We start from the raw sequence: 24,899 nt of genomic DNA, 5'->3' as shown, positions 1-24,899 counted from the left end.
AAATGTGGGAGCGAGCCTGCTCGCGAACGCGGTGTGTCATTCAACCCTATGTTGTCTGATACAGCGCTTTCGCGAGCAGGCTCGCTCCCACAGGGGATCGAGGTTTTTCTCAGGGCATGCGGGTCAGGCGCGTGAGGATCCGGTCCAGCGCATTGGCAAACGCCTGTTTTTCGCGATCACCAAACGGCGCGGGCCCGCCGCTCATCTGACCTTGCTCGCGCAGATCGGTGAACAGATTGCGCACCGCCAGGCGCTCGCCCATGTTCTGCGCATCGAACTCCTTGCCGCGTGGATCCAGCGCTGCCACGCCCTTCTTCACCAGCCGATCGGCCAGCGGAATATCGCTGCAAATCACCAGTTCGCCCGGCACCGCGTGCTCGACCAGATAATCGTCCGCCGCATCCGGCCCGCTCGGTACGACGATCAGTTTGACGATGGCCAGCCCCGGTTTGATCTGCGGCTGCCCGGCCACCAGCACCACTTCGAACTGGCGCTTGAGGGCGAACTTCACCACCAGATCCTTCGCCGCCCGTGGGCAGGCGTCGGCATCGATCCATACACGCATTTTGTTTACCTCATAAAGCAAAAGATCGCAGCCTTCGGCAACTCCTACAGGTATACACCAACCTATGTAGGAGCTGCCGGAGGCTGCGATCTTTAAGGGAACACCCAATCAAGCAGCCGAAACCCGCCGCTTCTCCGCCACCCAACTACGCCCATACAACACCACAATCGCCACAATCGCCACGGCCTGCGCGGTCAACGAATACGCATCGGCATGAATCCCCAGCCAATCGAATTCAAAGAACGCCACCGGCCGGGTGCCGAAGATCCCGGCTTCTTGCAACGCCTTGACGCCATGCCCGGCAAACACCACCGACAACGCGCAGAGCAACGCGGCGTTGATGCTGAAGAACAGCGTCAGCGGCAGTTTCGCCGAACCGCGCAGAATCACCCACGCCAGACCGACCAGCAGCACCAGCGCCGTCGCGCCACCGGCGAGCACCGCGTCATGCCCGGCTGGGCCAGCCTGCAACCACAGGGTTTCGTAGAACAGGATCACTTCGAACAACTCGCGATACACCGAGAAGAACGCGAGGATCGCAAAACCGAAGCGCCCGCCACCGCCGACCAGGCTGCTCTTGATGTAATCCTGCCAGGCTGCGGCGTGACGGCGGTCGTGCATCCACACGCCGAGCCACAGCACCATCACACTGGCGAACAACGCTGTCGCACCCTCCAACAGCTCACGCTGCGAACCGCTGACATCGATGACATACGCGGCCAACGCCCACGTGCCGAGCCCGGCCAGCAACGCCAGACCCCAACCGACGTTAACGCTGCGCACCGCCGATTGCTGGCCGGTATTGCGCAGGAACGCGAGAATCGCGGCCAGCACCAGAATCGCTTCCAGACCTTCACGCAGCAAAATCAGCAAACCGGAAATGTAGCTCAGCGACCAGCTCAATCCATCGCTGCCGAGCAGACCGGCAGACTCTTTCAACTTGGCCTTGGCCGCGTCCAGACGCTGTTCGGCCTGCTCGACCGGCAAACCGTCCTGCAACGATTGCCGATAAGCCATCAGGGATTTTTCGGTGTCCTTGCGCACGTTGGCATCGACGTTATCCAGCGAACTCTCGACCAGTTCGAAACCTTCCAGGTACGCCGCCACCGAGAGGTCATAGGCCTGATCGTGTTCACCGGCGCGGTAAGCGGAAAGGCTCTTGTCCAGCGTCGCGGCGGTGTAATCGAGCAACTGCGCCGGGCCACGCTTGACCTGCGGCGGCTGGGCACGTTGCGCACGGAACGTCGCGGCGGCGGGCGCGCCTTCGGCAGCCTGCACTTCTGCCGGGGTCTGGCGTGCCAGATCGGCGATGTTGTAGGTTTTCTCGGACTTGACGGCAGCGGCATCGGCGCTGAACCCGGCGATGTAAGTCGCCAGGTCCCAGCGCTGACGATCATCGAGCTGGTCGGCAAACGCCGGCATGTCGGTGCCTTCGACGCCCTGGCCGAGGGTGTTGTAGATCGCGTAAAGGCTCAGGTGATCCATCCGCGCGGCATCACGCAGATTGGCCGGCGCCGGCGTCATGCCCAGACCTGCCGGGCCGTCACCCGCGCCGCTGTCGCCGTGGCACACCGAGCAATTCTGCGCGTAGAGCGGCGCGCCACGGGTCGGGTCCGGGGTGATGATCGGCGCTTGGCTGACTTCATACGCCACCGCCAGTTGCGCGCCCAGCTGCCGCGCCTGACGGGCAACTTCAGCGCCGTCCTGCTTAGCGGTGATTGCCGCATGCAAAGCACTGACGCCCTGCTCCAGCGCGGCTTTTTCAGGCTTGGCCGGCATGCCCGCGATCAGGCCTTGCAGCGCCCGGGTGAACTCCAGCTGCTCACGGTATTCGGAATCATCGACGACTGCTCCAGCCTCGACCGTCGGCGGATAATCCGCGCTGATGTAATCAAGCAGGTGCAGCGCTTGCGGAGCGCCCTCCACGGTATCGGCCAGCAGATTGAAGCTGCTTAGCGCGCACAGCGGGAACACCAGCCAGGCCAGAAATCGGGACGAGGCAGTCATGAACAGGTCTCAAATGGAAATGCGAAGTTACATATTGTTCACTTCGCCGGCATTTCCCTCAAGCTTTGTTGGCGCCTATCGCCAACAGTCATCGAGAAACAGAGCAGCACATTGCCACCACTGATCCTTATACTGCGTCCCGTCCGCCCCTTTGCGCCCAAGGAAGAAGCCACCGTCATGCGTCATTGTCTGCTGCTGTTGAGTGTGCTGCTCAGTGTCATCGTGCAACTCAACGGATGCGCCGCTTTCCGCGATTACGACCAGGAAATGCAGCAAACCACCGATCAACTGATGATGGGCAATGTCGCTGGCGCGCTGTACCTGATCGAGTGGAACAACCCGTGGGAATCCAAGGATCTGCTCTATTACTTCGAAAAAGGCGCAGTCCTCAGCGTCGGCAACATGCTGCCGGAGAGCCAGATCGCCTGGCGCAGTGCCGACCAGATGATTGTCCAGCGCGAAGACGCCGTGCGTTCCGCGCCGATGAAATTCCTCGGTCAATTGGGCACTGAACTGGGCGTCATGTTCGTCAACGACAAGCTGCAGCGCTACGACGGCTATGACTACGAAAAGGTCATGCTGACCACGCAAATGGCCCTCAACCAATTGTCCGTCGACGACTTCGAAGGCGCCCGCGCCGACATCAAGAAAACCCACGAGCGCGAAGCACTGATCGCCCGCGAGCGCGAGCGCCAGTACGAAGAGGTCGAAGAACAAGCCAAGGCTCAGGGCATCAAGGTGCATTACAAGGATTTGCGTGGCTACCCGGTCGCTCTCCTTGACGCGCCTTCGGTCATCGAGTTGAAGAACGGTTATCAGAGTGCGTTCAGCCATTATCTGGCGGGGTTCACCTATGAGGCATTGGGCGAGCGTGATCTGGCTGCGCCGGGCTATCGGCAGGCCATCGAACTGCGCCCCAACGTGCCTTTTCTCGAGCAGGCGCTGCGCGACCTCAATAAGCCGCCGACGAAGGCTGACGAGAGCGACGTATTGATCGTGGTGCAAAGCGGTCTGGCGCCCGCCCGTGCGTCGGTCAAAGTACTGATTCCGGTGCAGGTCAATGAAAACCTGGTCATCGAAGCGCCGATTTCCTTCCCGGTGATGGTGCCGGACACGGTCACGCCGTTTTTTGATTCCATCAAGATCGATGCGCGCAAACGCCCCTTGAGCCTCATCAACAGCGTGACCGACATGGCGACGCGCACCTTGCGCGACGACATGCCCGAGATCATTGAATCGGCGAGGTTCCGCGCCAACCTGGATGCAGTCGCGCAAGCTGATTTCAACACCCAGAACCCCACCAAGGCCTCACTGGTCGTGACCCGCAAAGATCCGCTCGAAGAGGCTGACACCCGCACTTGGCGCACCTTGCCCGACAGAACCCTGGTAACGCGACTGCGCCTGAAAAAGGGCAATCACACGATCAATGTGCCCAATTCCACCGGTACGCTGACCGTACGCATTGATCGTGATCACCAACTCATCAACCTGCGGGCATTCGGCGACCGGTTATTTATCATCGGCACGGCTTACGTGGCGCCGACGGAAACCGTATCGGGCTTGAAATAGGCATGCGTTGGCGCTTGAAGAAAATCAGGCAGACCGTCAATCTGCCGAGCATCGGCGCGCGCCCTGTCGTCCGCCCCGGAAAATCTGAAGAACGGAGTCTTTGCATGCGCTTCAACCTCATCGCCGTTGTCGCCTTCGCCCTGTTGGCCAGCGGCTGTGCAACGCCGCCACCGCCTCCGCCAGCACCGGGCAGCGCCGCGAGCAAAGTCGTGGCCATGGGTGAGCTGAAAAACATCGCCATCGGCAACATGCGTGTCGCCCGGGAAAACGGCTTCATGACCGTTGGCGTTCAGTTGAGCAACACCGACAAGCGCAACAAGACCTTCTATTACCGCTTCGCCTGGCTCGGCGCGGAAGGCTTCCCGGTCGCTGAAGAAGAAGTCTGGAAACCCCAGTTGATCTACGGCGGACAGAACAGCTTCCTCCAGAGCATCGCTCCCACTCCGAAAGCCGTGGATTTCCGTCTGGAACTGCAGACGCCTTGAGCCCGACACCCCATTTCGTTCCAGAGAGCATTGCCATGTTTGCACGCGTTTCCTGCCTCGCCGTTTTCGCCCTGCTGGTTTCCGGTTGCGTCGACAACTCGCCGACTCTGGGCAGCAGCAACATCAGTTACGGCGACCCTCGCGCGGTTGAAACCGTGACCAACGAATTCGGCTCCACTGACCTGCAGATGATCGCTGAGTCGATGACCCGCTCGCTGGCCCAGTCCGGGGTTCTGCAAGGACGTCCGGTGGTTCAGGTCTACGACGTGATGAACAAGACCAGCGAGTACATCGACACCCGCGAAATCACCACCAGCATCAAGACTCAGCTGATGAAATCCGGTGTGGCGCGCTTCGCCAGCGACAACACGGCGATGCAAAGCCAGATCGATCAGCTCAAACTGCAAAACCAGAGCGGCCTGTACAAGAAGAGCACCGTGGCCAAGACTGGCAACATGATCGCCGCGAAATACCGTCTTGAAGGTTCGATCAGTTCGATCGTCAAACGCAGCAGCGATTACAAGGACGTCTTCTACAAATTCAGCCTGCAACTGATCGATGTCGAAAGCGGTCTGGCCGAATGGATGGACGAAAAAGAAATCCGCAAAACCACGGAGCGTTGATCGATGCGCACATGGATTGGCCTGTTGACCCTGGCTTGCGCGTTCAGCGTGCAGGCGGCCCCGAAAGTTGCTGTTGCCGACCTGGCGTACGAAGAACGGGTGGAGCAATACATCCACACCATCTCGGCGCAGAGCAATCACCAGGAGAGTTATTACGGCGCCAGCGGTTCGTCGAGCTATGAAGAATACGAGACGCCCAACAGCTACATTCAGCAGACCGAACTGCGCCGGTTCACCGGCGACATCAAAGGCGAAATCCTCCGTACCGGTATGTTTCAGCTGATCCAGGGCAAACCGTACACGGCGTCGTCCAAGGGCGATGTCTATGATGTGATCAAGCGGATCAAGGCTGGCAGCTACAAGGGCGCCGACTATGTGCTGTTCGGCACGGTGTCCGACATCGACTTCACTCAGGACATGAACGAGCTGGCGAACACCGACAGCTATTCGGCGGTGCTGGCCCTGACCCTGGTTGCGGATTTCAGCCTGATCAACACCAAGACCTACGAAATCATCTCGGCCTTCACGGCGATGGGCGAAGCGCAGGACACCAAACTGGTCAACAGCCGGGATATCCACGTATCGCTGAACCGCCCGCGCGTGGTTCGCGATGTGTCCAAAGCATTGGGTGAGGATGTCGCCGGGCAATTGAGCCAGCAGCTCGGCGATGGCAGTTACGAGCCATCTCGCGAGCCGGCTCAGCGCAACAATCTGCCAGCAGATACGCCGCCGGTGATTCTGCGCTGAGTAACGCACAGGCAATAAAAAGGCGACCTCGGGAGGTCGCCTTTTTTCTGCCTGTGCGGTTTACGCGGCTGCTTTACGCAACGTCGCCATAAACGCCGCAGCGCCGATGAACAGCCCAGCAAACGTGCGGTTCATGCGCTTCTGCTGCTGCGGTGTGCGCAGCAGACGCAAGACCTTCGACGCCAGACCGGTGTAACCGGCCATCACAATCAGGTCGACACAGACCATGGTCACGCCGATCACCACGTACTGAATCAACAGCGGCGCATGCGGGTTGATGAACTGCGGCAGCACCGCGAGCATGAACACCAGTGCCTTGGGGTTGCTGATGTTCACCAGAAAACCTCGGAACACCAGCGCCAGCGGTTTGCCGATCGGTCGTACCGCCGCGTCATCGCTCATGTCCATGGGCTGCGCACGCCATTGCTTGATGGCCAGGTACACAAGGTAAGCAACGCCGAACCATTTGATCGCGTGGAAGGCAGTGGCCGAAGCAGTGAGGATCGCGCCAACACCGGCGCCGACAATGGCGATCTGCACGGCCAGACCGATTTGCAGGCCGAGGGCATTCCAGTAGCCGCGCCAGAAACCGTATTGCAAACCGCTGGACATCGACGCAATGGCGCCAGCACCCGGGGACAAACTGATCACCCAGCAGGCGGCAAAAAACGCCAGCCATGTTTGAAGCTCCATCGCACACCTCGACTCATGCTGTAACAAGTTGTCAAAGCTAATGCTGTTTGGGCCCAAAAGCAAAAGCTCCTGCTTGAAGCCCTACTTCTCGAAACCACTCGACGGAAACACATCATTCCCGCGCCAACGTCGCACCGAACGCTGGAAGAACAGACTATTGGGCACCTGCACCATCGCGCTGCCAGTCCCCAGCTCTTCAGCCTCGATCAACGTGGTGTAAAGCAGATTGATCGCCACCACCCGACCTTTGACGCCCGGTTTGTCCGTGGTGTCGACCAACTCAACGATATCGCCCAAACGAAACGGGCCAACCGTAAAGATCAGAATCGCGCAGAGCAGGTTCGACAGCACACTCCACATCGCGAAGAACGCGACCGCCGCCACCGCGACGAAACCCGACAGCGCCGTCCACAACACCGTGGCCGACACACCGAGGCGTTCCAGCACAAAGATCAGCGCGCTGCCCATGATCAGCCAGCGCAATACACCCCGCAGTGGCATCAGCAGTTGCGGCGGAAACGGATAACGTTCACCCAGTCGGGTCAGGCCTTTGGCGACAAAACGTTGCGTGAGATAGCCGGCCAGCAGGATCAACAGAATCTGCACCGCAAACCAGATCGGCTCGATCCAGACGGCGGGCAGCGGTCGCTGGAACGCTTCCATCAGGACAGCGCCTCCAGCTCCGCCTGCATGCTTTCCAGCGTCTCGAGGGCTCCCATCCACGCCTCTTCCAGCTCGCCTTCGCGAACCTTCAGTTTGGCCTGTTCGGCAAGTAGATCGCGCAACTCGTTCTTGCGCGCCGGCTCGTAGATGTCGCTGTCGCCGAGGCTGGCGTCAACCTTGGCGAGCTTCTCGTGCAGCTTGCCCAGCTCGGCTTCGAGCTTGTCGGCTTCACGCTTGTGCGGGGCCAGTTGCTGACGCAACGCAGCCGCTGCCTGACGCTGCGCCTTCTTGTCAGTTTTGTCCGGGTTGACCGGGCTATTGCTGACCGGCGCGTTGCGCTGACGGTATTCCACCAGCCAGCGCGCGTAGTCTTCAAGATCGCCATCGAACTCTTCGACCTTGCCGTCCGCGACCAGGTAGAAGTTATCGGTGGTGCTCTTGAGCAAGTGCCGATCGTGAGACACCACCAACACCGCGCCGCTGAATTCCTGCAGCGCCATGGTCAGCGCCAGGCGCATTTCCAGGTCGAGGTGGTTGGTCGGTTCGTCGAGCAGCAACAGGTTCGGGCGCTCCCAGGCGATCAGCGCCAAGGCCAGACGCGCCTTTTCGCCACCGGAGAAGTTCAGCACCGGCTCATCGATGCGCGCACCACGGAAGTCGAAGCCGCCGAGGAAGTCGCGCAGGGTCTGCTCGCGTTCGGTCGGTGCCAGACGCTGCAAGTGCAGCAAAGGGCTGGCCTTGGCGTCCAGCGAGTCGAGCTGATGCTGTGCGAAATAGCCAACCACGGTGTTCTCGCCACGGGTCAGGCGCCCGCCCAGCGGCGACAGCTCACCGGCGAGGTTCTTGATCAGCGTCGACTTACCCGCGCCGTTCGGGCCGAGCAGGCCGATCCGTGCACCCGGGGTCAGTTGCAGCTTGACCTTCTCGAGGATGGTTTTGTCGCCGTAGCCCAGACGCGCGTCGGACAGGTCGATCAGCGGGCTGGAGATCTTGGTCGACTCGCGGAAGACGAAGTCGAACGGCGAATCCACGTGGGCCGCCGACAGTTCTTCCATCCGCTCCAGTGCCTTGATCCGGCTCTGCGCCTGACGGGCCTTGGTGGCTTGCGCCTTGAAGCGGGCGATGTAGCTTTCCATGTGCGCACGTTGCGCCTGCTGCTTCTCGTAGGCCTGTTGCTGCTGGGCCAGACGCTCGGCACGGGCGCGTTCGAACGCGGTGTAGCCGCCGCGATAGAGGGTGATTTTGCGCTGATCGACATGCGCGACGTGATCGACGACTTCATCGAGGAAATCGCGGTCGTGGGAAATCAGCAGCAAAGTGCCCGGGTAGCTTTTCAGCCACTCTTCGAGCCAGATGATCGCGTCGAGGTCCAAGTGGTTGGTCGGTTCGTCGAGCAACAACAGGTCCGACGGGCACATCAATGCCTGCGCCAGGTTCAGACGCATCCGCCAGCCACCGGAGAAATCCCCGACCTGACGATCCATCTGTTCGTTGGTGAAGCCGAGACCGGCGAGCAACTTGCGCGCTCGTGCATCGGCGGTGTAACCGTCGGCGCTATCGAGTTCCGAGTGCAGGCGGGCCTGAGCGGCACCGTCATGCGCGGCTTCGGCGACGGCGAGGTCACGTTGCACCTCACGTAGACGCAGGTCGCCATCGAGCACATAGTCGACCGCAAGACGCTCGAGCGTCTCGATCTCCTGGCGCATGTGGGCGATGCGCCAGTCAGCCGGCAGGAAGCAATCACCCGAGTCGGGGTGCAGCTCACCCCGAATCAAGGCGAACAGGCTCGATTTGCCGGCGCCGTTGGCACCGATGAGGCCGGCTTTGTGGCCGGCGTGCAGGGTCAGCTCGGCGTCTTCTAGCAGACGTTGCGGGCCACGCTGTAAAGTCAGGTTCTGAAGTCGGATCATAATGGCGGCGGAGTCTACCAGCTTCGCTCACAACTGGCGCGAGTAGCACGATGTCCTCTGACCTATGGAGCTTTTCCCTTGCCACCTACGCCCGACCGGGTGTGGAAGACGCCTGCCTGCAACTGCAAACGGCGGGGGCCAATGTCTGCCTGTTGCTCTGCGGTTTATGGCTGGAACAACGCGGGGTAACGTGCGATGAACAGCGCGTAAGCGTGCTTCAGGCGCTGACCGAACCTTGGGATATCGAGGTGGTGCAGCCGCTGCGGTCGCTGCGCATGCAATGGAAAAACCGGGCGGTTGATGATGCGGTATTGAAAGGAATGCGCGAGCAGATCAAGTCACTCGAGCTGGAAGCAGAGCGAGCATTGTTGTCACGGCTTGAAGGTGTGGCGCAGACGTGGACGCGACACGACACAGGTTCGATGACCTGGCTGGAAGGATTGGCCGGCACGGCGGCCAGCCCGAACCGCGACGCGCTGCAAGTGCTGCGCGTCGCGGCAACCGGCGCTTAGGAAGCGCTGGTTGGGTTGTTGCTGGCGCTCGACGCGGCGGCTGGCGATGGCGCAGTCGAAGGGGTCGAGGTAGTTGCGGCGGTTGCCGGTGCAGCAGCTGCGGCCGAAGGCGCTGGTGCGGCAGGCTTGGCGGCTGGCGCGGTAGCCGGTTTGGCAGCAGCTGGTTTGGCGGCGGCTGGCTTTTTCACGGCCGGTTTTGCAGCCGGTTTGGTGGCTGGTTTCGCAGCGGCAGGCTTGGCGGCGGCAGTCGCCGGTTTAGCGGCAGCGGCAGGTTTCGCGGCTGGCTTGGCTGCTGGTTTGGCGGCGGTTTTTACCGCTGGTTTGGCAGCAGGTTTAGCGGCGGCTTTGGCAGCGGGTTTAGCTGCGGCAGGTTTAGCTGCGGAAGGTTTGGCAGCGGCCGTTTTAGCAGCAGGTTTTACTGCTGGTTTTGCCGCAGTCTTGGCAGCAGGTTTAGCGGCTGCGGTTTTCGCTGGAGCAGCTTTGGCAGCGGCTGGTTTTACCGCGATTTTGGCAACTGGTTTTGCAGCCGGTTTAGCCGCGGCTTTTGCAGCTGGCTTGGCAGCAGCAGTGCGGGCAGCTGGCTTGGCGGCAGCTGGTTTTGCAGCGCTGGTTTTAGCCGCCGGTTTTGCAGCGCTGGCAGCGGCCGGTTTTTTCGCTGCAGGTTTTGCAGCGGTTTTCGCAGCCGGTTTGGCAGCGGCTTTTACCGGTGCTTTTGCAGCAGGCTTGGCAGCGGTTTTCGCAGTCGGTTTAGCCGCTGCGGTTTTCGCTGCAGGCTTGGCGGCTGCAGTTTTCGCAGCTGCTTTTTTCGCCGGTGCCGCTGCCGGTTTGGCAGCGCGGGTGGACAGTACTTTGCCCACGGCTTCTTGCACGCGACCCACACCCTGGGCCAGTTTCAGGCTTTCCTGAGCATCGCGCTTGAGTTGCAGGATGTAGCCGCGCGTATCGGATTGACGATCCTTCAACGCATCGAGCAGGTCTTCGAGTTCTTTCACGGCGCCTTTGGCTTTGTTCTGTGCCTTGGCTTTACCGGCAGCGGCTGCGTCCTGCAATTTGGTGCGGGATTTGTGCAGTTTTTCTTGCGCCTTGCCGCGTTGCTTTTCAAGTTTGGCGAGCAGTTTTTCAGCATCAGCCAAGGCTTGCGAGCAAGCGTTTTCCAGATGCTCGAGCAGGCTGCCCGAGAGTTGTTGGAGTAAGTGCAACGGAGTATTTACAGGCTTCTTGGTGGCCGACATGGTTTACCTCCTGGCTGACGTGAGTGCGGCTCATACTAGACCTCTGCAGTTACCGCCGCTAGGTCATCTTGACAGTATCGATTACGTTGCGTTGCACCGAATCGAAAATGTTCTGCGTGAAGGTAAAAGCAGTTCACCGTTGCAGACGTTCGCACTGGCATAATCCCCCGCATCTCAGGACGGAGAGTGCCCATGTCGCGCTACCTTTTTTTATCCCTCTGCATGGTTTTTTCGGCAGCCCACGCCGACGAAAAAACCACCGCGAACGACGCTCATGATCTGGCCTACAGCCTCGGTGCGAGCCTGGGCGAACGACTGCGTCAGGAAGTCCCGCAATTGCAGATTCAGGCACTGGTCGAAGGTTTGCAGCAGGCGTATCAAGGCAAGCCGCTGGCCCTGAGCGAAGCACGCATCGAGCAGATTCTGGCGGATCACGAGTCGCAAAATGCCGAACAGAAATCACAGCCGTCGAGTGACGCCGCGATGGAAAACGAGCAGCGTTTTCTCACCGCAGAAAAAGCCAAACCGGGCGTGAAGGAATTGGCCGACGGCATCCTGCTGACCGAGTTGGTGCCCGGCACCGGTACGAAGGCCGGCCCCGATGGAAAAGTCCAGGTGCTGTATATCGGCCGCTTGCCGGACGGCACGGTGTTCGATCAGAACACTCAGCCGCAATGGTTCAACCTCGACAGCGTGATCGCCGGTTGGCGCACGGCGTTGCAAAACATGCCGGTGGGGGCGAAATGGCGACTGGTGATTCCCTCTGACCAAGCCTACGGCGCCGACGGTGCCGGTGACTTGATCGCACCGTTTACGCCCTTGGTATTCGAAGTCGAATTGCGCGGCGCGACGAGTTGATCAGGCAATAAAAAACGGTGCGCTTTGGGCGCACCGTTTTTTTGATCGGCAGAAAGAGTCAGGCCTGAACCGGATCTTCTTCCTTGTGTGCTGTATGCAGCACTTCAATCAGGCAATCTTCGAGTTCGAAGCGTTCGTGCAGCAGGCCACCGAGCTCCTTGAATTTCTCGGCGACACATTTGCCTTCATCGCACAGGTCATTGAACGCGAGCAGTTTCTCGGTAATCACGTCGATGCGCGGATAGATCGTCTCGGCGAGTTCCAGACCACGCTTGTCGTTGAACGCCTTGGCTTCCCCGGTCAGCTGTTCGTAGATTTCGAAATGCCCCGCCGACACGTAATCGACCAGCACACCGCAGAATTCCTGCAAGGGCTTGCGGCTTTCGGACAATGACTCAGGCTGCGCGCCGAGTTTGTCGTAGGCACCGATCAGCTCTTCACGCTCCTGCAACCAGCGGTCGATCAGCAGATGAACTCCACCCCAACGTTCCTGAGCATTCTGACAACTTTCGAGCATGGCAATCTCTCTTCCCTTGTGGGTCATGCTGCTCTACACCCGCGCCCCTCTTTTGATTTTGGCTGGGGGGACGGCCGGGCAGAGCGTCATCGAGCAACATAAATCCAATGACACGTGCGGGCCAGATTATGCCCGCACGCCTATGGCTTCAAGTTACGCAGGAGATAAAGTTCATACAAGTGTTTAATCCCTGATCAACGTCCGGTGCGACGCTTCGCCGCTGAGCGGTCGTTGCAGAGCGCTCCAGACCAGACGCAGCAATTGATAAACCGCAAAGATCGACATCGCGACAAAGAACAACAGGCTCCATTCCGGAATGCTCAGATCGAACAGCGTCCAGGAAATTTCCGCGCAATCGGCACTGCCCTTCAACATGCGCACGGTCGCGCACAACCACGGCAGGCTGCTGAACAGCGCTTCGGAGTCGGGCGAACAGTTGGCCAGTTGCGACAGGGTATCGCCCTGCAGCAACACCTGCTGCCAGGCCGCGATGGTGCCACCCAGGCTGGCGCCCAGCGCACCCACCCAATAGAGCGACAGCCCGACGCGGCGAGGGCCGTGCACCGCCGCCAGCCCGCAGCACGCGGTCAGCAGTGTCATGAACAGCCGCTGGACCAGGCACAGACTGCAGGGCGTCAGCCCGACCGCGTATTCGAGGTAATAGGAAGCTCCCAGGGCCAGAGCCCCTGCGGTGAAAGCCATGAAAAACAAGGAGCGTGAGCAGGCCAACGACATGGCTTATCCGTAACAGTAGAGACAGACAGTTACGGTAGAGGAAAGCGTGTCAGCCTTTCAAGGCGGGGCCCTGCCGACACTTCACCAGAGGTGTAGGGAAATCCCGACAGGATGGCGAGGAATTGGTGTAGCACCTTGTAGGAAACTGCGCGGGACGTTCGACCCAGGAAAATATTCAGGCACAAAACCTGTACGAGGGAGCGAACCCCCTCGCGTTTTCAGGCGTGAGCCGGCACCGGCAAAGGCGCGGCCAGCAGGCGTTCATCGAGCAGGCCGAGACCTTCCTGAAACAATTGATTACTGCGTTCGGTATCACCGAGTTGCGCAAGCAGACGCGCAAGCTCCGCACAGGCTTCCGGATTGCGCTGCACCCGCAGACTGCTTTCCAGATAGTCGCGCGCCTTGCCCCACAGACTGGTTTGTAAACACAGACGCCCCAGGGTCAACAACAAGCTCGGATCGCCCGGATGCTCTTTGAGCCAGCCCTCGGCAGTCTGCAACTGTCGCGCCGGATCACTGCCACGCACCAACCCATACAGACGTGCGAGATGGCTGTCGTACTTGCGCTTGAGGGCGCTGCGCAACACTTCCTCTGCCTCGACCTGAGCCCCGAGCTGACGCAACTGCTCGGCATAGGCCAACACCAGCGGCGCTTCCTGACGCTGCGCCGACGTGAGCTGCTGCCAGGCACGGTTGAGCGATTGCAATCCGACCGTACCGTCTTCTTCGCGCTGAGCCGCTAGCGACAGATTCTCGCCCCAGGCACGGCGTTCAAGCTCAGCCAGCTCAGCCGGTGGCAACACTTTGTCCTTGCGCAGTTCGGGGAGCAGACGGATCACCGAAGACCATTCGCCGCGCTGCTGATACAGGCGCTGCAACTGACGCAGCGTCTGCGCATTGTGCGGGTGACGGTCATGCATCGCCTGCAGCGTCACCAGTGCTCCGTCAGTGTCGCCACGATCGGTCTGCAGCTGTGCGTGGCTCAGGGCAATCGCCAGCTCGGCCTGCGGCTGACGCTCCAGTGCGCGCTCGAGCAAGTGATCGCACTCTGCGTAATTACCCTGCTCGTTGGCGGCACGCGCCGCGCCGAGGTAGTACAGCAGCGGCTGGCGCTCAGCTTCAGCCGCGCGGTACAAATGACGCTGCGCGCTGGCCCAGCGGCCTTCCGCCAGATCCAGCTGCCCATGTTCGATCGCCACTTGCACACGACGACTGCGATTGCGGCGCGACCATGGATTGACCACACCGCTGGAAGTCATGACCAGTTCGACCAGCACCTTGATGCCCCAGATCAGCAGCCATACCACCGCGATGGCCGCGAGAGTCGCCCACAAGCTCGCCTCATAACGGAAGCTCTGGTAGGCGATCAGCACGTAACCGGAATGTTGCGCCACGGCAAAACCCAGCGCCGCCGTCGCCGCGATCACCAGAAACAGGATCACATACAGGCGCTTCATGGCGTGGCCTCCTGCGCGGTGTTGGCGGCAGGTTTGGCGAAAGGTTTCACCGACTCTTCGGCGTTGACGTTACGCCGTTCCAGATAGGCTTGCACCGCACTGAGGGTACCAGCCAGATCCGGCGTATTGACCGTCACCGGTTCCTTGCTCAGCTCGCCGACCTGCTCCAGCATCACTTTGCTTTGTGGATTATCCGGATTGAAATTGCCCTTCAGCACATCGCGTGCTTCGGCCAGCGCCTGGGTATAGACCGGCGCCTGACCATTGAGGGCCGCCCACTGCGCTTGCTCAAGCGCAAGGCTCAGGGCCAGACGCACCTGACTCAGGCTCTGCCCGGCCAGCAGCGGTCGCACATTCTTGTCCGCGTTGAAATCGATGCGGATATATCGCGAAACCTTATCCCACCATTGTGCCCAACGACTTTCGCCATCGCCGTCGGCCGTCAGGCCCAACAGCGATTCACCGCGATCCTTGTACTCAGGCGCCAGCTCAGTCAGATCGATGACCTGATCACGCAGCGCGCCGAGGCGCAGGAACAGGCCGGTACGATCCGGCTGCGCAGTACTGCGCAAAGCCACCAGGGTTTTCGCCACTTGCTCGCGGGCAGCGAACGACCCGGGATCATTCTGCTCGCGAAGGATTTCGTCGGCGCCCTGCACCAGCGCCTGCGCGCTGCTGATGTCCTGCAATGCCGAGAGACGCAGGCTGGCCAGACGCAACAAGTGCTCGGCCTCAGCTAAACGCCAATCCTTGCGGCTGGCGCCAAGGACGGTTTCCAAACGTTGATTGAGGCGCTGCTGATCGCCCTGAAGCTGAGCGACCAGACGCTGGCGCTCGGCAAGTTCGTCGGCACCCGGCAACTGCGCGAGGCGTTCGGTCAGACGCTGTTCATTGAGCTTCAGGCTCTGCGCCTGATCGTTCAATGCCTGGACTTCACCGGACTGCTGTTGGGTGTTGGTCTGCAGGTGACGCACCTGCCAGACACCCCAGCCACCGATCGCGACGCCGGCAGCGCCGAGCAACAGGGCGACGATGGCCAGACCATTGCCTCGACGCGGCTCTCGGGCCGGCGGTGGCGTTTCAACCTGGGCATCGATCACAGGTTGGGCATCATCTTTAGGCAAGGCTGCTTCGCTCACGTATCCATCCTTTGCATTAGAAAACGGGCCGGGGATGCTCCCGCAGCGCCGTCAGCAAAGCCGCGGCACTCGCGCCGCGGCAATCCACAACTGTTTGGGCCCCGGCGGCACGTGCCTGCTCAGCGACCCTTGGGCTTGGAACAAACAACGGCAACTGCGCAATAAGCGGCCAGGCATCGCCGGCCATCTGCTGCAGGTGCTCAAAACCCTGTCCACTGCTGACCACCAGCCCGTTCAAGCGTTCCGCTGCAATCCGCCGTGACAGCTCCTGCGGCGGATAGGCTGGCAGGTCACGTCGATACAATTCCAGATACTCGACACTAGCACCTCGCTCCCGCAAGCGCTCGGCAAGCAACTCCCGACCGCCCTCGCCGCGCAGGATCAACACCTGCGCACCCGGCTGGCTGACGGCCTCACGCAGACGTGGTAATTGCAGCAACGCTTCGCTGTCATCCCCGTCAACCGGGAAGTGGGCGTCGAGGCCGTGTTCGAGCAGAATCTGCGCCGTCGCCGCACCGACGCTGAACCACGGCATCGTCAGCGCAACTGAGTCGTCGAGCAGATCCAGTGCAATACGCGCCGCTGGCTTGCTGACCACGATCACCGCATCACAACGCTGTAACCGCGCCATAGCCTGACGGATCTTCTCAGAGACCGGCAGCGGAACAATGTCCAGAAGCGGCAGACAGCTACCGAAAACGCCCTCCCCGGCCAACGTCTGCGCCAGCGCCGCACAGTCTTCCGCGGGGCGCGTCAGCAGCAGGCGCCAACCGGTCACTCGTGACCTGCCTCGCCGTAGACCGCTTTGAGAATGTCGTCCGCGCCCTGGCGCAGCAGGTCTTCGGCAACTTGCACACCCAGCGCTTCGGCCTCGGCGCGCGGTGCCCGGGCTTCGGCGCTGAGCAGCTTGCCGCCGCTCGGTTCACCGACCAGACCGCGCAACCACAACTGCTCGCCTTCGAGCACGGCGTAGCAGGCGATCGGCACTTGGCAGCCACCATTCAAATGTTTGTTGAGAGCACGTTCGGCGGTCACCCGCGACGTGGTGTCGGCGTGATGCAGCGGTGCGAGCAAGGCGTGGATTTCAGTATCGGCGCTGCGGCATTCGATACCGACCGCACCTTGGCCACCGGCCGGGAGGCTGTCATCGACGCTGATTGCCGAAGTGATGCGCTCTTCGAAGCCGAGGCGAATCAGGCCGGCGGCTGCGAGGATGATTGCGTCGTACTCGCCGGCATCAAGCTTGGCCAGGCGGGTGTTGACGTTGCCGCGCAGAAAGCGAATTTGCAGATCCGGACGGCGCGTCAGCAATTGGGCCTGACGACGCAAACTCGAAGTACCGACGATTGCGCCGGCAGGCAACGCTTCGAGGCTGGCATAAGTATTGGAAACGAAGGCATCGCGCGGGTCTTCGCGCTCGCAGATGCAGAACAGACCGAGGCCTTCAGGAAAGTCCATCGGCACGTCTTTCATCGAGTGAACGGCGATGTCGGCCTGGTTTTCCAGCAGGGCAGTTTCCAGTTCTTTGACGAACAGGCCTTTGCCGCCGATTTTCGACAGTGGCGAATCAAGCAGCTTGTCACCGCGACTGACCATGGGCACCAGCGTCACCAGCAGACCCGGGTGGGCCGCTTCCAGACGGGCTTTGACGTATTCGGCCTGCCAGAGGGCCAGCGCACTTTTACGGGTGGCGATGCGGATTTCGCGAGAGGACATGGATCAATCCGTACTGAATAGATACGGCGGATAATAACAGCTCAGCCAAATCCACTTTGACTTGAATCAGAGTCGGCGCGGCCTCCCTGGCCTTCGATGCCTGATGAAATGACGTCTGAACCGGCGCAAAAGACCGGGTTACAGGCCCTGCATCATTTTGCGCACGCCGGCGACATGCCGACGGCTAACGATCAGCGCATCGCCATTGAGCCCTTTGAGGAACAGCTGGAAATGCCCCAGCGGCGTGCGTTGCAGACGTTCGATGCGGTCGCGGGCGACCAGGGCGTTGCGGTGGATACGCACAAAGCGTTCACCAAATTCGTCTTCGAGGGCCTTGAGCGGCTCGTCGAGCAGCACCTCGCCGGCCTCGTGGCGCAAGGTCACGTACTTGTGGTCGGCAATAAAGTAGACCACCTGATCCAGCGGGATCAGTTCGATGCCTTTGCGGGTGCGGGCGCTGATGTGGCTGCGCGGGCCGGTACCACTTTCGGCAGCGGGACGGGTCAGGGCCGAGAGTTGCGCCCGGTTGGGACGTTCAGCCCGTTTCAGGGCGTCATGCAGATGTTCAGTTCGCACGGGTTTCACCACATAGCCCACGGCGCTGGCCTGCAGGGCTTCCACGGCAAATTCATCGGGGCTGGTGCAAAACACCACGGCGGGCGGCGTTTCTCGTTCGCACAGACGGGCAGCAACCTGCAGGCCATCGAGGCCCGGCATGCGGATATCGAGCAACACGATATCCGGTTTGTGGCTGTCGATCAGTGCCAACGCCTCCTCGCCATTCGTGGCGCTGGGCTCCAGAACTGTATAACCCTCGAGCTCGCTCACCATTCGGCTGAGGCGCTCGCGAGCCAGTGGTTCGTCATCAACGATCAGGACATTCATATTGCGCTGGATTCCTGCGTGAGTCTCGCACAAGGATAGCGTAGACAGGTGAAGTGACGTCCGTCACCGCGATCCACGCTAAGACTAGCCCGAGCGCCAAAAAGTGCCGTACGTCGGCCAGCAATATTTGCCAGTGTCCGGTCGTACTGCTCAAAGCCCGCTGTTTCTCGCGTTGTTCACGGGGATTGCCGAAGGACAACCGCACCCACCCCCTCTTCTTATAGTCGGCGGCCAGACCTTTGCGCGATCCGCAGTCACGCCGACCCTTATGTCCTACTGTAGACGTTCGTCGGAACGATATTGCTCAATCGAAAAATATCCTTGCGCAAATTCGCCGGCCCCAGCGCGGACTATGGCTGAGCCCATGAGAAAAAAACGTATCGACCGGTGTCAGCGACAGTCTGGGCAACCCTGTTATTATCCGCGCCAGCGTTACACGCCTTTTTTCTTCAAGCCGATACGAGCGAATTCATGAGCACTGACAAGACCAATCAGTCCTGGGGCGGCCGCTTCAGTGAACCCGTCGACGCCTTCGTCGCCCGCTTCACCGCCTCCGTCACTTTCGACCAGCGCCTGTATCGCCACGACATCATGGGCTCGATCGCCCACGCCACCATGCTGGCCAAAGTCGGCGTGCTGACCGATGCCGAGCGCGACAGCATCATCGATGGCCTGAAGACCATTCAGGGCGAAATCGAGGCCGGCCAGTTCGACTGGCGCATCGACCTCGAAGACGTACACATGAACATCGAAGCACGCCTGACCGATCGCATCGGCGTCACCGGTAAAAAGCTCCACACCGGGCGCAGCCGTAACGACCAGGTCGCCACCGACATCCGCCTGTGGCTGCGTGACGAGATCGACCTGATCCTCGCCGAGATCACCCGCCTGCAAAAAGGCCTGCTGGAGCAAGCCGAGCGCGAAGCCGCGAGCATCATGCCGGGCTTCACCCACTTGCAGACCGCGCAGCCGGTCACGTTCGGGCACCACATGCTGGCCTGGTTCGAAATGCTCAGCCGCGACTACGAGCGTCTTGTCGATTGCCGCAAGCGCACCAACCGCATGCCATTGGGCAGCGCCGCGCTGGCCGGCACCACCTACCCGATCGACCGCGAATACACCGCGCAACTGCTCGGCTTCGACGCCGTCGGCGGCAACTCGCTGGACAACGTGTCCGATCGCGACTTCGCCATCGAATTCTGCTCGGCCGCAAGCATCGCGATGATGCACTTGTCGCGCTTCTCCGAAGAGCTGGTGCTGTGGACCAGCGCGCAGTTCCAGTTCATCGATCTGCCGGATCGTTTCTGCACCGGCAGCTCGATCATGCCGCAAAAGAAAAACCCCGACGTGCCAGAACTGGTGCGCGGCAAGACCGGTCGTGTCTTCGGTGCGCTGATGGGCCTGCTGACCTTGATGAAGGGCCAGCCGCTGGCCTACAACAAGGACAACCAGGAAGACAAAGAGCCGCTGTTCGACGCCGCCGACACCCTGCGCGATTCGCTGCGCGCCTTTGCCGACATGATCCCGGCGATCAAACCGAAGCACGCGATCATGCGTGAAGCGGCGCTGCGTGGTTTCTCCACCGCGACTGATCTGGCGGACTATCTGGTACGCCGTGGTTTGCCGTTCCGTGATTGCCACGAAATCGTGGGTCACGCGGTGAAATACGGCGTGGACACTGGCAAGGATCTGGCCGAGATGAGCCTGGAAGAACTGCGGCAGTTCAGTGATCAGATCGAGCAAGACGTGTTTGCCGTGCTGACCCTGGAAGGCTCGGTGAATGCCCGTGACCATATCGGCGGCACTGCGCCGGCGCAGGTCAAGGCGGCTGTGGTGCGCGGCCAGGCGCTGATCGCCAGCCGCTAAAGATCAAAAGCTTCGCGAGCAGGCTCGCTCCCACAGTTGGAATTGTGAATACAGTCCAATGTGGGAGCGAGCCTGCTCGCGAATGCAATCTTCAGAACAGCAAAAAAATCACTTCTTGGCAGCGATCATCGCCAAAAACCCCGGCATCGCCGCGTCCTTGTCCGCCGCAATCTTCTGCACATGCGGATTCTGCTCAAGTCGCTCCAGCAACGCCTTCGCCTGCGGCATCTCTGCCAGCAAATCAATTCCGAACAGCTTCTGCCCGACCGCACAGGCCAGTGGCACGCTGTAAAGGAAATACAAATCGGCAATGCTCAGACTGTCGCCCGCCACGTACGGGGCGAATTTGCCGTGACGGCCCAGTGCGGCAAAACCCAATAGCAATTCGCTCTTGGTCTTTTCCTTGATCGCGTCCGGCAGGGTCATCCCGAAGAACGCCTCGCCATAACAAGCGCGTCCCGGCAATTCGATGTACAGCTCAATTTCCTTGGCAATCGCCAACACCTGCGCGCGCTCGAACGGATCGCTTGGCAGCAGCGGCGTGCCTTTCTGGGTTTGTTCGAGGTATTCGAGGATGATCGCGGTTTCGTTGATGAAACCAGCGTCCACGCCCAGCACCGGCACTTTGCCGCGCGGGCTGATGGCCAGTGATTCCTGGGTCTGCGCCGGGTAAAAGGTGACCTCTTCGAACGGCAGGCCTTTTTCCAGCAACGCCAGTTTGACCATGTTGTAGTAGTTGCTGACTGAGAATCCGTAGAGCTTGAGCATCACATAGCCTCCAGGCCGTGCGGGGTGGGCAGTGCCTGTTTATAGATTGATCAGGCCAATCCCGCCAGCAGCATCACGCCGCTGAATGCGGGTAAACTGGCGCCTTTCCTTGAGGAGCCTGCCATGAGCGAGCCGACAGACATCGACAATGACAACGACGAAGAAGAGTTCACCGAAGCGACGTTGATCGAAGCGATCGAGAACCAGATCGAAAGCGACAATCCGCCAGCAGCCAAGGCCACGTTCAACAAGCTGACGCTGGTGGGTGTCGAGCGTGAAGAGATCCTCAATCTGATGGCGCACGTACTGGCTTACGAGATTGACGCAATGCTGGATGAAGACCGCGCATTTGATACCGAGTGGTACGAAACGGCGCTGCGTGCATTGCCAGAGCTGCCACCAGAAAAGCAGTAGGCCAAGCACATTCCCCTGTGGGAGCGAGCCTGCTCGCGAAAGCGCGGCATCAGCAAAAACAACGCTGAATAACACACCGCTTTCGCGAGCAGGCTCGCTCCCACACAATTTGTCACCCATCCATCCAGCCAACTCCCCGGCCCCGACTACACTGGAATCGCCTCAAGACAAAATCCCTGATCTGAGCACTGGACATGCCGCAAAAGCGGGTTCACCTTAGGGGCGCTGTCGTCCAATTCCTAGAAAGTCTGGAGTCCTTATGTCGCTTACCCCTGAGTTGGTTGCCGAACTGGAAGTCCTCGCACTCTTTCCCCTGGACAGTTCCCAGGAAGGTTTGAAAATTCATCAGACCGCTGCCCCGAAACATATTTCTGCCGCCAAACGCCTCTTTGAAAAAGACCTGACCGATCAGCCCGATGGCGGATATCTGACCAGCCTCGGTCGCGATGCTGCACAAAATGTGCAAACCGTGCTGACCATTCTGAGAGAGCAAGAAACCGCCTGATTCCCCCTGACTTCGCCCACGGAAACTCCTGCCACGGGATTTCCGCGGGCCTGCCTGTTCGCCCACGATAGAAATCTGACGTCAAAAAAACAAAATCAGCTAAAAGTCCCGCCGCGCTAAGGCTAAACTGCCGGACATTCCGAGACCCTCTACGTCCGAGCCTGCGAGCCGGTTTGAGCTGACATGACGCGCACCCACGAAATCCGCCCCGACCTGGACGAAGGCATCGACCGCAAGGTCCTCAGCCAGCTGCGCGCGCGTTTTCTCAAACTCAATGAAGGACGCTTGAGCCGGGCACTCGAAGGTTTGTCGACACGCCAGCAGAGTGTACTGACGCTTCTGCCGCTGTTCTTCCACGTCAACCATCCGCTGCTGCCGGGTTATGTCTCAAGCAGTACGCCGGCCGGGGTGTCCAATTACGAACCGGACGCCGATACCCTTGCCGAAGCCCAGCGCCTGACCCGCTCGTTTTCTTACAAGCCACGCCACGGCAGCAATCCGCCACGACCGATTCACGGTCTGTTTCTGATGGGCAGCCTCGGCACGCTGGCGCAGGCCGATCAAAGCGACATGGACGTGTGGGTCTGCCACGCGCCGGACCTGAGCGAAAGCGAACTCAGTGAGCTGAGCAAGAAATGCCAGTTGCTCGAAACCTGGGCGGCGAGCCAAGGCGCCGAGGCGCATTTTTTCCTGATCGACCCGGAACGCTTCGTCAAAGGCGAACGCGACAACCAGCTCAGCTCGGAAAACTGCGGCACCACGCAGCACTATCTGCTCCTCGATGAGTTCTACCGCACGGCGATCTGGCTGGCCGGGCGCACACCGATCTGGTGGCTGGTGCCGGTTTACGAAGAAACCGCCTACGCCCAATACACCCACACCTTATTGTCGAAGCGCTTTATTCGCGCCGATGAAACCCTCGACCTCGGCCACTTGGCGACGATTCCGCCGGGGGAGTTCATTGGCGCCGGCTTGTGGCAACTGTTCAAGGGCATCGAATCGCCTTACAAATCGGTGCTCAAACTGCTCCTGACCGAGGTTTACGCCAGCGAGCATCCGCGAGTGCAGTGCCTGAGCTTGCGCTTCAAAAAAGCCGTGTTCGCTAATCAGCTCGATCTCGATGAGCTGGACCCGTACATGGTCGTGTACCGGCGCATCGAGGAATACCTCATCGCGCGCAACGAGCCGGAACGCTTGGAGCTGGTGCGCCGCGCGCTGTACCTGAAGGTCAACCGCAAGCTCACCGGCAACAGTCGGACCCAGAGCTGGCAACGTTCGTTGCTCGAACGGCTGGCCAGCGAATGGCATTGGGATCAGCGGCAACTCGCTCTGCTCGACAGCCGCAGCCAGTGGAAAGTCCGGCAGGTCAGCGCCGAACGCCGCGCGCTGGTCAACGAGCTGAATTACAGCTATCGCTTCCTGACACAGTTCGCCCGTACCGAACAGACGGTCAGTCTGATCAACAAGCGCGACCTCAACGTGCTCGGCCGCCGGCTCTACGCCGCGTTCGAGCGCAAGGCCGACAAGGTCGAATTCATCAATCCCGGCATCGCCCCGGATCTGGCTGAAGACACCCTGACACTGGTGCAGTCGCGCAACAAAAAGGAACCGGGGCAAACTCAGTGGGGCCTGTACAACGGCAGCCTGACGGCATTGGAGTGGGAACACTTCGCACCGATCAAACGCAGCCGCGAGTTGCTTGAACTGTTGACCTGGTGCCACCGCAACGGCGTGATCGACAGCAGCACACGACTGGCCCTGCATCCCGGCAACAGCGACCTGAGCGAGTTCGAGCTGTTCAACCTGCTTGGCAGCCTGCAACAGTGCATCGCCCTGCCCTTGCCCACCGTGGCCGAAGAGCCGCTGCTGCGCGCCGCCGTGCCGAGCGAAGTGCTGATGCTGGTCAACGTCGGCGTCGACCCGCTCAAGCATCACCGTGATCTGAACATCCTGATGACCACCGAGCGCACCGACTCGTTGAGCTACGCCGGCGTGCGCGAAAATCTCGTGCTGACCCTGGATCAGGTCACGCTCAATAGCTGGAACGAGGTGCTGGTCACCCGTTTCGACGGCCCGCACGCGTTGCTCGACTGCCTGCGCGACTACCTCAATAATCTGCCACGCGGGCCGTTGCAGCCGTCGTTGAAGGTGCGTTGCTTCTGCCACAACCGCGCGCAATTCATTGCCCGCCGCGTCGAGGAAATCGTCGACACCGCGCAGAATCTGCTGCTCAGTGAATTGAATCACCGCTACCTGATTCAGGTGCAGCAGCACTATCACGTATTGGAGTTGGTGCCGGGCCAGGTCAATCACATCGCCCTGGCGACCTTGCCGGCCCTGCTCGATTACCTCGGTGAGGAGCAGGCGCGCTATAGCCCGCTGCACCTGGACCCGATGGCGCTGGAGGACCACGACCTCGCGCTGATCCTGCCGATGGGCCAGCCGGAATGCATTCAGGTGTTCTACCGGATCACCGAGCAGCAGGCCGAGCTGTACGTGCTGGATGAATTCAACGCGCTCTGGCAGCAGCATTTGCCGTACCACGACGAGCAGAGCCTGCTGGTGCCGTTGCAACGTTTCCTGCAATCGATCCTGTTCCGCCGCGAAGCCGTGTTGCCGATGGACGCCTCCCCCGATGCGCGCCTCGAAACCTTGTATTACCAGTTATTGCCTTCGGGACCGGGGCGCGCGCGACGGGTCGAAGCGCGGCCAGCGCCGCAAACGCCAGTGAACAAGCCGTTCTACGACGTGCAGGCGATCGTCGGCAAGGCCGCACCGGGCGAAGTGCAGGTCACTTTGTATTGCAATCAACGGGAATTCAGCGAGCTGGAACATGGCGACCAACTGTTCAGCGTGGTCGCCCGGGAAATCGTCGAGCAGCGGCGTGAGAGCGAACGCTATCGCTGCTACATCACCGACCTCGACCTTTCAGGCCTGCTCGGTGATGGGCAGAGTTCGAGCAATTTGTATCTGCGCTACAAGGCTGACCTGGAGCGCGCCCTGAACGAGGCACTCGAACAGGTCTGAGGCGGG

24 protein-coding genes are annotated in these 24,899 nt (G+C 60.6%); 10 read left to right on the top strand and 14 right to left on the bottom strand.

What is annotated here, in order from left to right:
- Positions 1 to 109: 109 nt before the first annotated feature.
- A complete protein-coding gene (locus ACQ4OE_RS23645) occupies positions 110 to 565 on the bottom strand; it encodes a YaiI/YqxD family protein (protein ID WP_430948089.1) in 456 nt (151 codons plus the stop codon).
- A gap of 108 nt (positions 566 to 673) precedes the next feature.
- Positions 674 to 2,572 (bottom strand): FTR1 family protein, encoded by a 1,899-nt coding sequence (locus ACQ4OE_RS23640; protein WP_430948088.1) that lies wholly within the window; start codon positions 2,570 to 2,572, stop codon positions 674 to 676.
- A 177-nt stretch (positions 2,573 to 2,749) separates the two neighbouring features.
- Here ACQ4OE_RS23640 and ACQ4OE_RS23635 point away from each other — a divergent pair, with 177 nt between their 5' ends.
- The 4 genes from ACQ4OE_RS23635 (at position 2,750) to ACQ4OE_RS23620 (ending at position 5,996) form a co-directional block, all read left to right on the top strand.
- Positions 2,750 to 4,141 (top strand): COG3014 family protein, encoded by a 1,392-nt coding sequence (locus tag ACQ4OE_RS23635; protein ID WP_430948087.1) that lies wholly within the window; start codon positions 2,750 to 2,752, stop codon positions 4,139 to 4,141.
- Positions 4,142 to 4,245: 104 nt separating this feature from the next.
- Positions 4,246 to 4,626: a YcfL family protein gene (locus ACQ4OE_RS23630; protein ID WP_430948086.1), complete on the top strand. Its 381-nt coding sequence runs from the start codon at positions 4,246 to 4,248 to the stop codon at positions 4,624 to 4,626.
- A 35-nt stretch (positions 4,627 to 4,661) separates the two neighbouring features.
- Positions 4,662 to 5,249, top strand: a complete 588-nt coding sequence (lpoB, locus tag ACQ4OE_RS23625) for a penicillin-binding protein activator LpoB (protein ID WP_064389507.1) — start codon at positions 4,662 to 4,664, stop codon at positions 5,247 to 5,249.
- A 3-nt stretch (positions 5,250 to 5,252) separates the two neighbouring features.
- Positions 5,253 to 5,996, top strand: a complete 744-nt coding sequence (locus ACQ4OE_RS23620; protein ID WP_430948085.1) for a penicillin-binding protein activator LpoB — start codon at positions 5,253 to 5,255, stop codon at positions 5,994 to 5,996.
- Positions 5,997 to 6,056: 60 nt separating this feature from the next.
- Here the strand turns inward: ACQ4OE_RS23620 and rhtB are convergent, their stop codons facing one another.
- The 3 genes from rhtB to ACQ4OE_RS23605 all read right to left on the bottom strand — a co-directional run bounded on the left by rhtB (position 6,057) and on the right by ACQ4OE_RS23605 (position 9,262).
- The gene (gene rhtB, locus ACQ4OE_RS23615; protein ID WP_053124937.1) at positions 6,057 to 6,689 is read right to left on the bottom strand and encodes a homoserine/homoserine lactone efflux protein; all 633 of its coding nucleotides are present in this window, start codon (positions 6,687 to 6,689) and stop codon (positions 6,057 to 6,059) included.
- A gap of 81 nt (positions 6,690 to 6,770) precedes the next feature.
- A complete protein-coding gene (locus ACQ4OE_RS23610; RefSeq protein ID WP_430948084.1) occupies positions 6,771 to 7,352 on the bottom strand; it encodes a mechanosensitive ion channel domain-containing protein in 582 nt (193 codons plus the stop codon).
- Positions 7,352 to 9,262 carry an ATP-binding cassette domain-containing protein gene (locus ACQ4OE_RS23605; RefSeq protein ID WP_430948083.1) on the bottom strand — a complete coding sequence of 637 codons (1,911 nt, stop codon included), beginning with the start codon at positions 9,260 to 9,262 and terminating at the stop codon, positions 7,352 to 7,354. The genes ACQ4OE_RS23610 and ACQ4OE_RS23605 overlap by 1 nt, the downstream gene beginning before the upstream one ends.
- A gap of 50 nt (positions 9,263 to 9,312) precedes the next feature.
- On the opposite strand from ACQ4OE_RS23605, the gene ACQ4OE_RS23600 reads away from it, so the two are divergent.
- Positions 9,313 to 9,774, top strand: coding sequence for a TIGR02444 family protein (locus tag ACQ4OE_RS23600; protein ID WP_430948082.1), 462 nt, complete (start codon positions 9,313 to 9,315; stop codon positions 9,772 to 9,774).
- Here ACQ4OE_RS23600 and ACQ4OE_RS23595 read toward each other — a convergent pair.
- Entirely contained in the window at positions 9,771 to 11,006 is a 1,236-nt protein-coding gene (locus ACQ4OE_RS23595; protein WP_430948081.1) for an AlgP family protein, read from the bottom strand. The genes ACQ4OE_RS23600 and ACQ4OE_RS23595 overlap by 4 nt on opposite strands.
- A gap of 192 nt (positions 11,007 to 11,198) precedes the next feature.
- On the opposite strand from ACQ4OE_RS23595, the gene ACQ4OE_RS23590 reads away from it, so the two are divergent.
- Positions 11,199 to 11,864 carry an FKBP-type peptidyl-prolyl cis-trans isomerase gene (locus tag ACQ4OE_RS23590; RefSeq protein WP_430948080.1) on the top strand — a complete coding sequence of 222 codons (666 nt, stop codon included), beginning with the start codon at positions 11,199 to 11,201 and terminating at the stop codon, positions 11,862 to 11,864.
- Between the two features lie 58 nt (positions 11,865 to 11,922).
- Here the strand turns inward: ACQ4OE_RS23590 and ACQ4OE_RS23585 are convergent, their stop codons facing one another.
- From ACQ4OE_RS23585 to ACQ4OE_RS23555, 7 genes are all read right to left on the bottom strand, one after another.
- On the bottom strand, positions 11,923 to 12,381 hold the full coding sequence (locus ACQ4OE_RS23585; protein ID WP_016985889.1) for an Rsd/AlgQ family anti-sigma factor: 459 nt from the start codon (positions 12,379 to 12,381) through the stop codon (positions 11,923 to 11,925).
- Between the two features lie 183 nt (positions 12,382 to 12,564).
- Positions 12,565 to 13,116, bottom strand: a complete 552-nt coding sequence (locus ACQ4OE_RS23580) for a disulfide bond formation protein B (protein ID WP_122594569.1) — start codon at positions 13,114 to 13,116, stop codon at positions 12,565 to 12,567.
- A gap of 218 nt (positions 13,117 to 13,334) precedes the next feature.
- The gene (locus ACQ4OE_RS23575; protein WP_430948079.1) at positions 13,335 to 14,573 is read right to left on the bottom strand and encodes a heme biosynthesis protein HemY; all 1,239 of its coding nucleotides are present in this window, start codon (positions 14,571 to 14,573) and stop codon (positions 13,335 to 13,337) included.
- Positions 14,570 to 15,712 (bottom strand): uroporphyrinogen-III C-methyltransferase, encoded by a 1,143-nt coding sequence (locus ACQ4OE_RS23570; protein WP_122594567.1) that lies wholly within the window; start codon positions 15,710 to 15,712, stop codon positions 14,570 to 14,572. Before ACQ4OE_RS23570 ends, ACQ4OE_RS23575 begins: the two co-directional genes overlap by 4 nt.
- Positions 15,713 to 15,728: 16 nt before the next feature.
- Positions 15,729 to 16,490 (bottom strand): uroporphyrinogen-III synthase, encoded by a 762-nt coding sequence (locus ACQ4OE_RS23565; protein WP_430948078.1) that lies wholly within the window; start codon positions 16,488 to 16,490, stop codon positions 15,729 to 15,731.
- Complete coding sequence (gene hemC / locus ACQ4OE_RS23560) at positions 16,487 to 17,428, bottom strand: hydroxymethylbilane synthase (protein WP_122594565.1); 942 nt, start codon at positions 17,426 to 17,428, stop codon at positions 16,487 to 16,489. The genes ACQ4OE_RS23565 and hemC overlap by 4 nt, the downstream gene beginning before the upstream one ends.
- Before the next feature lie 138 nt (positions 17,429 to 17,566).
- On the bottom strand, positions 17,567 to 18,313 hold the full coding sequence (locus tag ACQ4OE_RS23555; RefSeq protein WP_007911111.1) for a LytR/AlgR family response regulator transcription factor: 747 nt from the start codon (positions 18,311 to 18,313) through the stop codon (positions 17,567 to 17,569).
- A 471-nt stretch (positions 18,314 to 18,784) separates the two neighbouring features.
- Here ACQ4OE_RS23555 and argH point away from each other — a divergent pair, with 471 nt between their 5' ends.
- Positions 18,785 to 20,179 carry an argininosuccinate lyase gene (gene argH, locus ACQ4OE_RS23550; RefSeq protein ID WP_007911110.1) on the top strand — a complete coding sequence of 465 codons (1,395 nt, stop codon included), beginning with the start codon at positions 18,785 to 18,787 and terminating at the stop codon, positions 20,177 to 20,179.
- A 108-nt stretch (positions 20,180 to 20,287) separates the two neighbouring features.
- On the opposite strand, the gene ACQ4OE_RS23545 is transcribed toward argH, so the two are convergent.
- Entirely contained in the window at positions 20,288 to 20,947 is a 660-nt protein-coding gene (locus ACQ4OE_RS23545; RefSeq protein ID WP_430948077.1) for a glutathione S-transferase, read from the bottom strand.
- Between the two features lie 123 nt (positions 20,948 to 21,070).
- Between ACQ4OE_RS23545 and ACQ4OE_RS23540 the strand changes: the two genes are divergently transcribed.
- From ACQ4OE_RS23540 to ACQ4OE_RS23530, 3 genes are all read left to right on the top strand, one after another.
- The gene (locus ACQ4OE_RS23540; RefSeq protein WP_122594561.1) at positions 21,071 to 21,361 is read left to right on the top strand and encodes a hypothetical protein; all 291 of its coding nucleotides are present in this window, start codon (positions 21,071 to 21,073) and stop codon (positions 21,359 to 21,361) included.
- 259 nt (positions 21,362 to 21,620) lie between these two features.
- On the top strand, positions 21,621 to 21,866 hold the full coding sequence (locus tag ACQ4OE_RS23535) for a TIGR02647 family protein (protein WP_008084565.1): 246 nt from the start codon (positions 21,621 to 21,623) through the stop codon (positions 21,864 to 21,866).
- A 183-nt stretch (positions 21,867 to 22,049) separates the two neighbouring features.
- The gene (locus tag ACQ4OE_RS23530) at positions 22,050 to 24,893 is read left to right on the top strand and encodes a class I adenylate cyclase (protein ID WP_430948076.1); all 2,844 of its coding nucleotides are present in this window, start codon (positions 22,050 to 22,052) and stop codon (positions 24,891 to 24,893) included.
- Positions 24,894 to 24,899 lie beyond the last annotated feature (6 nt).

The organism is Pseudomonas sp. WC2 (genome assembly GCF_050586545.1).
In the GTDB taxonomy this organism is placed as follows: Bacteria; Pseudomonadota; Gammaproteobacteria; order Pseudomonadales; family Pseudomonadaceae; genus Aquipseudomonas.
This window is presented reverse-complemented; position numbering and strand designations above follow the sequence as displayed.